The following is a 9,825-nucleotide window of genomic DNA, read 5'->3' on the forward strand; positions in this document are numbered from 1 at the left end:
CGGAGAGGCCCGGCAGGGGCCAAGCCCCTTATGTGTGCCAAATGGGCGCACGCAGAATTCCGGTGTCAGTAGGGCCTTGCTTGATAGGGCGGGTCGGGCGGATCGATAACCTGGTAGCCTCTGTTCACTACTGCAGGTGGTCTCAGGCGGTAAAAATTCCCATCCCAATAAAAGTTGCAGTGCTGCATGTTGTGGCAGACCCCATCGGGGTGGCAGTGGGCGTAGCGGCCCCGTAGGTTGTAATATGACTTGCTGTAATAAGGGCTATATCCGTAATAGCTAGCTGAGCAGTCATAACCTCCACAGGGGTATCCTGTGCCATTGCAGGCCGATAGGGAGAACCCCGCGGCAATAGCCAGGGCATAGCCCGAGTGACGAAGCAGCCGAAGCGACAGCGGTTTCATCTAGACCTCCACACCTTTTGGCGGGTAAAACGTCTAATTCTCAGCCTAGCACTTTTGGCGCAAATTTCCTCACAAAGAAAAAAAATTGTTCTATCGGGTTTAATGGATGTGACGGGAGACTGATGGGAGTTATCCACGTTGCAATTTCTGTCGGTGGACAATTGGCTACTTTAAGGTCGCTGTTGTTGCCGGACCAAAAACGATAAAAAAAGACCGGGGACTCCTGCCCGGTCTTTTGTAACTTCATCTTCTATAAAAACCTATTTATAGAAATTTCTGGAAATCAATGGGTGCTCGGCAGCAGGGTCGAATCAATAGACTCCAGATAGGCGCCGCTACTGAGGAGCTGTTTAGCCTCTTCAATATCCGGGGCAAAATAGCGGTCTTTATCGTAGAAGGAGACGCGCGCGCGTAGTTTTTCCTTGGCCGCTTCCAGTTTTTCAGTAGATTTTAATGGCGCGCGGAAATCCAGTCCCTGACAGGCTGCGAGCAATTCTACGGCCAGAATGCCGCAGGTGTTGTCGGCCATATCCCGCAGGCGGCGACCGGCAAATGTGGCCATGGATACATGGTCTTCCTGGTTGGCGGAAGTGGGCAGGGAGTCCACGCTGGCGGGATGCGCTATGGATTTATTTTCACTGGCCAAAGCAGCGGAAGTAACCTGAGCGATCATAAAGCCGGAGTTCACCCCACCGTTTTCCACCAGGAAGGGCGGCAGGCCGGATAGGTTATTGTCGATCAACAGCGCCATGCGCCGTTCGGACAGGGAGCCGATTTCCGCTAGTGCCAGTGCCAGGTTGTCGGCGACCATAGCCACTGGTTCCGCATGGAAGTTACCGCCGGAAATAATGTCGGAATTCTCCGGGTTTTCCTCGTCGGTAAAGACGAGCGGGTTATCGGACACACCATTGGCTTCGGCCAGTAGTACTTCGGCAGCGAAACGCATCTGCTGCAGGCAAGCACCCATGACTTGGGGTTGGCAGCGCAGCGAGTAGGGGTCCTGCACTTTTTCACAGAATTGGTGGGAGTCACCGATCTGGCTGGTTTCGCCGAGCAGGTCGCGGTAAATCGCCGCTACATCGCGCTGTGCCCGTTGGCCACGGGCATTGTGAATGCGATCGTCGAAGGGGCGACGCGATCCTTTGGCGGCTTCCAATGTCATGGCACCGGTAACCAGGGCGCCCGCGAACAGATCTTCACTGGCGAACAGGCCGAGCAGGGCAAAGGCGGTGGAGGCCTGGGTGCCGTTTAGTAGGGCAAGGCCCTCCTTAGGGGCCAGGGTAATGGGCTCAAGATCCGCAGCTTTGAGGCCTTCGTGAGCGCTTTTGCGCTCGCCGTTTATAAAGACTTCCCCTTCACCGAGAAGTACCACACTCATATGAGCCAGCGGAGCTAGATCCCCAGAAGCGCCCACAGAACCCTTCTCGGGAATTGCAGGGTAAACCCCGGCATTGACCAGTTGTATCAGGGCTTCAATAACTTGGGGACGTACCCCGGAGAAACCCCGTGAGAGGGAGTTGATTTTCAACACCATCAACAATCGTACGGTAGCTTCACTCATAAAGTTACCGGTACCGGCGGCGTGGCTCAGTACGATAGCGCGTTGCAGGTTTTCCAAATCGTGCCTTTCGATACGGGTGTTGGCCAATAAGCCAAAACCGGTATTGATGCCGTAAACCGTGCGGCCCTCGGTAATTACCTGGGCAACCGTGTGGGCGGAGGCTTCGATGGCTGGATAAGCGCTTTTTGCCAGGGATAGTTGTACTGGTTCGCGGGCAACGCGGCGCAGTTGCGCAAGGCTTAGCTGACCGGGATCGATTTCCAATTGATACATAAATTATTTCACCAAAAATATTTACAGCTTGGTGTCGGTAGCGCGCGGCAGAAAAATATAGGGCCGCGCATTAATGTTCCGACGGTATTTTTATTGCGGTAAAAAATCAGTCTTTCAGCATGGGCAGGTCCAGGCCCTGCTCTTTTGCACATTTTTTTGCGATCTCGTAGCCGGCGTCGGCGTGACGCATTACACCGGTGGCTGGATCATTCCAGAGAACGCGCTCGATGCGTTTGTGTGCCGCTTCGGTGCCATCGCAGACAATCACCACACCTGAGTGTTGGGAGAAGCCCATGCCTACGCCGCCGCCGTGATGCAGGGATACCCAGGTCGCACCAGAGGCAGTGTTTAGCAGGGCGTTTAGCAGTGGCCAATCGGAGACAGCATCGGAGCCGTCTATCATGGATTCGGTCTCGCGGTTGGGGCTGGCTACAGAGCCGCTGTCGAGGTGATCGCGGCCGATCACAACCGGTGCTTCCAACTCACCATTGGCAACCATCTCATTAAAGGCCAAAGCCAGGCGCGCGCGATCCTTTAGTCCCACCCAGCAGATACGTGCGGGCAGTCCCTGGAAGTGAATGCGCTCGCGGGCCATATCGAGCCAGTTGTGCAACTGCGGGTTATCGGGAATCAGCTCTTTAACTTTGGCATCGGTCTTATAGATATCTTCCGGGTTGCCGGAAAGGGCCGCCCAGCGGAAAGGGCCAACACCTTCACAGAACAGCGGGCGAATATAGGCGGGCACAAAACCGGGGAAATCAAAGGCATTTTCCACACCTTCTTCGAGAGCCATCTGGCGAATATTGTTGCCGTAATCGAGAGTGGCGGCACCGCGCTTTTGTAGCTCCAGCATGGCCTCTACCTGAATCGCCATAGATTGCTTGGCTGCCTTTACCACTGCGGCCTCGTCTTTTTTACGCATTTCTGCGGCGTATTCCATGGTCCAGCCCTTAGGCAGATAACCATTTAAAGGATCGTGTGCTGAGGTTTGGTCGGTAACGGAATCTGGCAGAATATTGCGCTGCACAATTTCCGGGAAAATATCCGCTGCGTTGCCCAGTAGGCCAACGGAAATAGCTTCACCTTTTTCCATGGCCTCTTCAATCATTTGCAGCGCTTCATTGAGGCTGGTGGCTTTTTTGTCTACATAGCCGGTGCGCAAGCGGAAATCGATACGCGTTTCATCGCACTCCACCGCAATCATGCAGAATCCGGCCATCGTCGCGGCCAGTGGCTGCGCGCCCCCCATGCCGCCGAGGCCACCAGTGAGAATCCACTTGCCTTTTGCTTCGCCGTTAAAGTGTTTGCGAGCGACTGCGGCAAAGGTTTCATAGGTGCCCTGTACGATGCCCTGGGAGCCAATATAAATCCAGGAGCCTGCAGTCATCTGGCCGTACATGGCCAAGCCTTTTTTATCCAGCTCGTTGAAGTGTTCCCAGTTGGCCCAGTGCGGTACCAGGTTGGAGTTGGCAATTAATACGCGAGGCGCATCGGCGTGGGTTTTAAATACGCCCACCGGTTTTCCGGACTGTACCAGCAGCGTTTCGTCGTCCTCGAGGCGTTTCAGTACCTCGACAATTTTGTCGTAACACTCCCAGTCGCGCGCGGCGCGGCCGATACCACCATAAACTACCAGGTCTTCTGGGCGTTCAGCCACTTCCGCATCCAGGTTATTCATCAGCATGCGTAGTGGGGCCTCGGTCAGCCAGCTCTTGGCATTGAGCGCACTGCCACGAGGCGCGCGGATTTTGCGACTGGGATCGTGACGTTTATCAGCGGACATAAATTCCTCTCAAAATATTTGGTAAAAATTCTTACGCCCTGTAGTTATCAGTCAAATATTGCCGGGGCGTAGGGGATACATTCAGAAATTAGAATCTCAGTTGCGCGCCCAGGCGGTAACGGTTACCCGGGTGCACCAGGCGGGCAAAGCTCACAGTGCCGGCGCTACTCTTGGTACGTCGCCACACCTGTAGGCAGGCATCGCCGGTGGCGATCTCCAGCGCGTAGGCAATAGAGGCCTCTGCAGCAATCGCCTCCACCGTGGTATCGGCCTCGGTCAATGGCGCAACCCTGGAAAGGTAGGCGTTGGGTGTGGTGTGGGCGAAATCTTGCTGTAGATATTCCGGGGCCAGGGTCGGATTGGTGAAGCGCTCCTCCCACTGTATGGGTACGCCGTTATCGCAGTGCACAATAATGGTATGAAAAACTTTGGCCTGTTCCGGCACTTCCAATGCACGGGCTACTTCGGCGTTGGCCATACACTGCTGTGCCAGCAAAATTCGGTTGCTGTAGCTATGGCCACGTGCGGAAATCTCATCGGCAATATTTCGCACTTCTAATAGGGAGCCTGCCGGTACCGGTTCGGCCACAAAAGTACCGAGTCCCTGAGCGCGCATCAGCACCCGCTCATCGGTTAATTCACTCAATGCGCGTCTGGCGGTCATACGGCTGACACCGAATTCCTGTGCCAGCTGATTTTCCGAGGGTACCTGGAAATGCACAGGCCAAGTGCCTTTCTCGATTTGTTGCCGGATATGGCGCTTGATCGCCGCGTAGCGGGGCTCGCTTGCAGTATTCATGCTTGAGTTCGATGCCTTTTGGGCTTGTATATGGTTGTATATACAAGAAATAATAATGGTTACTATGGTTGTCTTAAAGATGACTGTCAAGCCGGGGCGATGGTCTGTATCCTGACTGCCCTAAATCCCGCTCGGTATTGGACTGGGCATCTATGGTTAAAGAAGGAAAAGCGCGCCGCTAGAAGCTTATGACAGAACGCTGCGACCTACTGATTACTAATGTGAATGCCGCCACTATGGACCCTTCTATTGTCGGGGGCTACGGTGCTATAGAGGATGCCGCTGTGGCGATAACCAGTGGCAAGATTGTATGGCTGGGACCGCGCCGCGAGTTGCCGGACTGCGCTCCAGATGAGGTGATCGATGGCGAGGGTCAATGGTTGACCCCGGGCCTGATCGACTGCCACACCCATCTGGTCTATGGCGGTCATCGCGCCGGAGAGTTTGCCCGCCGCCTGGGGGGCGAGAGCTACGAAGAGGTGGCTCGTGCTGGCGGTGGTATTATTTCCACCGTGCGCGCCACTCGTGCCGCCAGTGCCGAGGAGTTGTATCGCCTGTCGGAGCCGCGCCTGCGCGCCCTGATGTCTGAGGGGGTTACCACCGTCGAAATCAAATCTGGCTATGGCCTGGATTTGGATACGGAGCTGAAACAGCTGCGCACAGCGCGTCGGCTGGGACAGCACAATCCTGTGGAAATCGTCACTAGCTGCCTGGCCGCGCACGCCCTGCCGCCGGAATACGATGGCCGTGCCGATGAATATATCGATTTAATTTGTGAACAGATATTGCCGGCGGTTGCGCGCGAGCAACTGGCCGATGCGGTGGACATGTTCTGCGAAACCATTGGTTTTACCGTAGAGCAGTGCCAGCGGGTGATCGATGCCGCCAAGCAGCTGGATATACCAGTTAAAGTGCACGCTGAACAGCTGGCGCGCACCGGGGCCACCGAGATGGCTGCTAAGGCCAGCGCCCTCTCCGTGGATCATATTGAATACATCAGCGATGCCGATGTGCTGGCCATGGCCGAAAGCGGCACCGTGGCGGTATTACTCCCCGGAGCCTTTTATACATTGCGCGAGACTCAGGCGCCGCCGGTAGAAAAGCTTCGCGAGGCGGGGGTTTGCATGGCCCTGTCCACCGACCTGAATCCTGGCAGCTGTCCCATTGGCTCGTTGCGGTTAATGATGAATATGGGCTGCAACCTGTTTGGCCTGACCCCAGCTGAGGCGTTGGCCGGCGTGACTCGCGCTGCCGCACGCGCTTTGGGGCTCTGTTGTTCTCGAGGTGTGCTGCGCCCTGGGCTGCGCGCGGATATGGTGTTGTGGCCGATGGATACCCCGGACCAACTGGCTTATGAATTTGGCGGGCTGAAACCCGCACAGATTTTCCTGGGAGGCAAAGATGTTACAGCTGGCTGATATGCGCCTATGGAGTGGCCGCACCGACAGCGAGGACGGTCGCGCCGGAGAGCGCTGGCACCAGCGTATTTCTCCGCTGCAACTGGATAACCCTCCCGGGATCGCCATTCTCGGTTTTGCCTCGGATGAAGGGGTGCGACGCAATAAAGGGCGTATCGGTGCCGCGAAAGGGCCGCGGATCCTGCGCTTGGCCATGGCCAATCTGCCCGCTACTTTTGACTTACCTCTTTATGATGCCGGCAATGTGCGCGTTGACCGCGAGGATCTGGAATCCGCACAGGCTCTGCTTGGTGCGCGTATCAATGAGTTGCTCGACAATGGTCACTTTCCCCTGGTCCTGGGGGGAGGGCATGAAATCGCGTATGGCAGCTATCTGGGTATAGCGCGTTGGATGCGCGAGCTGCACCGGGAAAAGACACTGGGCATTATCAACTTCGATGCTCACCTGGATCTCCGTATACCCTCGCCTAAAGGGTCTTCAGGCACGCCTTTCTATCAAATTGCTGAACAGTGCCAGATCAATGGTCGTCCATTTAATTATCTCTGTGTCGGTGCTGCCGATAATGCTAACACCCCGGCACTCTACAACCGCGCCAATGAGCTGGGTGCCGAAGTCATTCGTGATCGAGAGATCAGCAGCTGGAATCTGGATAAGGTTAAGCAGCAAATTCAGGACTTTATCGATAAGGTGGATTTTGTTTATCTCACCGTATGCTTGGACGTATTACCAGCGGCAGTAATGCCTGCTGTCAGTGCGCCCTCTGGGCGTGGGGTAGCACTGGAGTTGCTCGAAGAGCTACTGGATACCGTTTTGGATTCAAACAAGGTTTGTCTGGCGGATATGGCCGAATTTAATCCCTATTTCGATATTGAAGATCATGGCGCACGCACTGCCGCGCGGCTGGCTTTTCAGATGACCAATAAGGCCGCGCGCTCATCTTGTGAAGGGTAAGAGGAAAGAGGCTTGTAAGGGCTGCCAGTCACTGGCAGCCTTATATGGTTAAACCGTAATATGTAAATTCACGGTAATGTTATTGCGAGTCGCATTGGAATAGGGGCAAACCTCTTCATGTGCCTTTAATGCCACCCTTTCCGCCACCACCTTATCCATCCCCGGTAGCTCAATATAGAGGTCCACCTCCAAGCCAAAGCCCTTCCCGCTGGGCCCTATGCCAACTTCAGTTCGTACGCTGGTATCGTTCGGTGTGGCGACTTTTTCCTTGTCCGCAACAAATTTCATCGCGCCGATAAAGCAAGCCGAATAGCCTGCCGCAAATAATTGCTCTGGGTTGGTACCACTTCCGCCATCCCCGCCCAGCTCTTTGGGGATGCTGAGCTTTACATCCAGGGCACCATCCGACGATGCCGCTTGTCCATCACGGCCACCCGTAGCTGTGGCGACTGCTGTATAGAGAGCCTTCATAAGTGTGTCCTCAGAAATTATGCAGACGAAGTGTAGTTGTCTCGGCTTGTGTCGGTGTGCAAAGCCTGAGGCGAATCCGAGTTATCCGTGTCAGATGGAGGTATCGACACATTTTGAGGAGGTAGACGAAATTTTTTGTAAGGTTTTTGGCGTCGTCGGTACAGTACCCATTACAAAAAAGTGGAGTAACCGGTGGATTTACGGGATCAATTATTTCAGCAGGCGATAACCGAGTATGCCGAGGGTATTTCCCGAATAGCACGCAGCTATGTGCGCACTACTGCAGAGCATGAGGATCTTCTCCAGGAGATATGGTTGGGTCTATGGCGAGCGCTGGCTTCCTTTCGAGGGGATGCCAGCCTAAAAACCTTTGTCTATCGCATTGCTCACAATCGTTGTGTAACCGAAATAGCCAGAAGAAAGCCTCAGCATGCTGGTGAAGAGGAATTGATGACGCTGCCAGACAATCAAGCGGGCCCTGATGAGCGCCTGGCGGAAGAGCGTAGGTCAGAGCGTCTGCTAGTTGCGGTCAAAAAACTACCACTGGGCCTGCGTCAAACCCTGACTCTGCGTTTAGAGGGGTTAAGCTATACGGAAATTTCCGAAGTGCTTGGTATCAGTGAAAGCAATATTGCTGTGCGCTTGAATCGAGCAAAAGAACGGCTGAACATCTGCTTGTCGGGAGGTGAGTAATGAATAAAGCGAGCAGCGAAGAACAGTGGTCTGAACTGGAAACTTTGTGGAAGCAGCAACGGGTTAGCACAAAAGTGCCTGCTGCCATATTGAAGTGGGTACGTCGTCAGGAGCGGCGTATGTGGATGGTAGTAACTTTTGAATGGCTCTTTGCAATTTTCGTAGCAGTTTATGCTTTCAATGTCTTTTTAGTGGAAGGCTTCCCGGACAGTAGCTTACGCATCATTCTTATACTTTCAATGCTTGCAATCGCAATGATTTTTTCTCTTTTAAATCGTCGCGGCTTGTGGGCTCCACTAGAGGAATCTACGAGCGCCTATGTGAATTTGGCCCTTTTAAGGTTAAGGCGTAAGCGCCGTGAAGTGCATTTCAGCTGGATTTTCGTATTTTTCCAATTATTAATCATAGGAATATGGGAGTTTCTGAGTGCTTATACAGGGATTGTAGATAGCTTGCTCCGCAACCCAAAAACGGCACTAATTGGCTTTTCTGTAGGCATGATGGTATTGGCTATCTATAGCTATTATATCTACTGGCGTACAGGGCGCGAAAAAGCCAGCTTAGAAGATCTACAAAAAAAATATCTAAATTAGCTGTAAAAAAATGGACGAGAGCGAGACTGTAAAAGGGACCGTTTAAAATTGGGGTAAGGATATGTTTACAGATCTCGATCAAATGATTAGTCGTTTTTCAGAATTACTTAGCGAAATTAGTCTGTTAAAGGGTATTTTATTTATTGTTTTCTTTTTGGCTATTTGGTTTCTTCCGGCCATAGCCGCATTTTTTCTAAACAGAAAAAACTTCCGTAAAATCCTTGCAGCAAATGTACCTGCAGGGCTTTCCTGGATTGCCTGGGTTGCTCTTTTGGCCTGGGCTGTCACCGGCAAGATGCGGGGTAAGGGTCTGGAGAAGAAAGAAGGTATAAAAGATGATTCTGCGCAGGTCGAGATGCCTACCGTTAAAGCAGATTGAGAAAGCTTTGGTCTGTATACCAATTTCCAACTTCATTTGGAGGCAGTTAAATAGAAGCGGTTAAAAGCTTGAGAGCTTATTGTTGTTCAGGCTCTTCCCGCTTCCACTATAGAGTAAGAGTTCTCGGCATGGTTAAAATTTCAGCAAAAGCCTTTTTGAAAATTTATTACAAGAAGAGCTTGCGGTGTCCCCGTGAAGTCCGTATAGTTCGCCTCCTCGCTGCTCAAGCAGCAGCGGGAAAGCAGCTCTAACTCATTGATTTTATTAAAAAATTGATTTGAAAAAGAGCTTGCCAAGCACGGAGAGGTCGCTATAATGCGCGCCACTTCAAGCGGGGGCGGAAACGACCTTGCCGGGATTCGAAAAGGGCTTTGAGCCATTCGGATCACCGAAAAAAGCTGCAAAAAATCACTTGATTCAGCAGCCTGGATGTGTAGAATACGCGTCCCGCAGTTAGGGCCGAGCGCTCAACTGAGTTGTTTAAAAATTCGATCAAGCA

The 9,825-nt window shown here is 53.1% G+C and carries 10 protein-coding genes; 5 read left to right on the plus strand and 5 right to left on the minus strand.

The genetic code is table 11. From position 1 onward, the window contains the following. Positions 1 to 65 precede the first annotated feature (65 nt). The 4 genes from LC073_RS20075 to hutC form a co-directional block, all read right to left on the minus strand. On the minus strand, positions 66 to 404 hold the full coding sequence (locus tag LC073_RS20075; protein ID WP_152455661.1) for a hypothetical protein: 339 nt from the start codon (positions 402 to 404) through the stop codon (positions 66 to 68). Positions 405 to 687: 283 nt separating this feature from the next. Continuing rightward, positions 688 to 2,238: a histidine ammonia-lyase gene (gene hutH, locus LC073_RS20080; protein ID WP_226649194.1), complete on the minus strand. Its 1,551-nt coding sequence runs from the start codon at positions 2,236 to 2,238 to the stop codon at positions 688 to 690. 106 nt (positions 2,239 to 2,344) lie between these two features. Next, the gene (gene hutU / locus LC073_RS20085; protein ID WP_226649196.1) at positions 2,345 to 4,021 is read right to left on the minus strand and encodes a urocanate hydratase; all 1,677 of its coding nucleotides are present in this window, start codon (positions 4,019 to 4,021) and stop codon (positions 2,345 to 2,347) included. A gap of 88 nt (positions 4,022 to 4,109) precedes the next feature. Beyond that, complete coding sequence (gene hutC, locus LC073_RS20090) at positions 4,110 to 4,820, minus strand: histidine utilization repressor (RefSeq protein ID WP_226649198.1); 711 nt, start codon at positions 4,818 to 4,820, stop codon at positions 4,110 to 4,112. A gap of 188 nt (positions 4,821 to 5,008) precedes the next feature. Here hutC and hutI point away from each other — a divergent pair, with 188 nt between their 5' ends. Both hutI and hutG read left to right on the plus strand, forming a co-directional pair. Next, positions 5,009 to 6,238 (plus strand): imidazolonepropionase, encoded by a 1,230-nt coding sequence (hutI, locus tag LC073_RS20095; protein WP_226649199.1) that lies wholly within the window; start codon positions 5,009 to 5,011, stop codon positions 6,236 to 6,238. Continuing rightward, positions 6,222 to 7,190: a formimidoylglutamase gene (gene hutG, locus LC073_RS20100; RefSeq protein WP_226649201.1), complete on the plus strand. Its 969-nt coding sequence runs from the start codon at positions 6,222 to 6,224 to the stop codon at positions 7,188 to 7,190. The genes hutI and hutG overlap by 17 nt, the downstream gene beginning before the upstream one ends. 48 nt (positions 7,191 to 7,238) lie before the next feature. Here the strand turns inward: hutG and LC073_RS20105 are convergent, their stop codons facing one another. Beyond that, entirely contained in the window at positions 7,239 to 7,661 is a 423-nt protein-coding gene (locus LC073_RS20105) for an organic hydroperoxide resistance protein (protein ID WP_226649202.1), read from the minus strand. Positions 7,662 to 7,853: 192 nt separating this feature from the next. Between LC073_RS20105 and LC073_RS20110 the strand changes: the two genes are divergently transcribed. From LC073_RS20110 to LC073_RS20120, 3 genes are all read left to right on the plus strand, one after another. Next, the gene (locus LC073_RS20110) at positions 7,854 to 8,354 is read left to right on the plus strand and encodes an RNA polymerase sigma factor (protein ID WP_226649204.1); all 501 of its coding nucleotides are present in this window, start codon (positions 7,854 to 7,856) and stop codon (positions 8,352 to 8,354) included. Beyond that, positions 8,354 to 8,947, plus strand: coding sequence for a hypothetical protein (locus tag LC073_RS20115; RefSeq protein ID WP_226649206.1), 594 nt, complete (start codon positions 8,354 to 8,356; stop codon positions 8,945 to 8,947). The genes LC073_RS20110 and LC073_RS20115 overlap by 1 nt, the downstream gene beginning before the upstream one ends. Positions 8,948 to 9,008: 61 nt before the next feature. After that, a complete protein-coding gene (locus LC073_RS20120) occupies positions 9,009 to 9,326 on the plus strand; it encodes a superinfection immunity protein (protein ID WP_226649208.1) in 318 nt (105 codons plus the stop codon). Positions 9,327 to 9,825: the final 499 nt, after the last annotated feature.

The organism is Microbulbifer variabilis (genome assembly GCF_020524905.1).
In the GTDB taxonomy this organism is placed as follows: Bacteria; Pseudomonadota; Gammaproteobacteria; order Pseudomonadales; family Cellvibrionaceae; genus Microbulbifer; species Microbulbifer variabilis_A.